At 54.1% G+C, this 314-nt stretch carries 1 protein-coding gene; it reads left to right on the top strand.

The window, feature by feature from the left end:
• Positions 1 to 15: 15 nt before the first annotated feature.
• On the top strand, positions 16 to 314 hold a 299-nt coding region (locus A3709_RS20970; RefSeq protein ID WP_156507882.1), incomplete at its 3' end, for a hypothetical protein.

Raw genomic sequence — 314 nt, 5'->3', positions numbered from 1 at the left:
TAGAAATGGATCTTGATGCCGACGGTGGCTGCCATGATGGTGCCACCAAACACGGTCATACCCAGCAAGGTGTCGCACGAATTCAACAACGGCCTCGAAGAATTACAGAGCAGCGGCTTTATGGTGAACGTGTTCAACGTCATGCTGGGAGATCACCCTGCCTATCGGCGTTTGTCAGCATCGGCGCGTTTGCTAAAACTTTTTCTGCACCACACGGCGACACTTTGGATACAGTTCAAGCCTTGCGCCTGGTCCGCAGACCGAGCACCACTGCTACTTCGAGAATCACAGCAGTACCTGACAACGCGGGCACC

The organism is Halioglobus sp. HI00S01 (assembly GCF_001635445.1).
Lineage (GTDB): Bacteria > Pseudomonadota > Gammaproteobacteria > Pseudomonadales > Halieaceae > Halioglobus > Halioglobus japonicus.
This window is presented reverse-complemented; position numbering and strand designations above follow the sequence as displayed.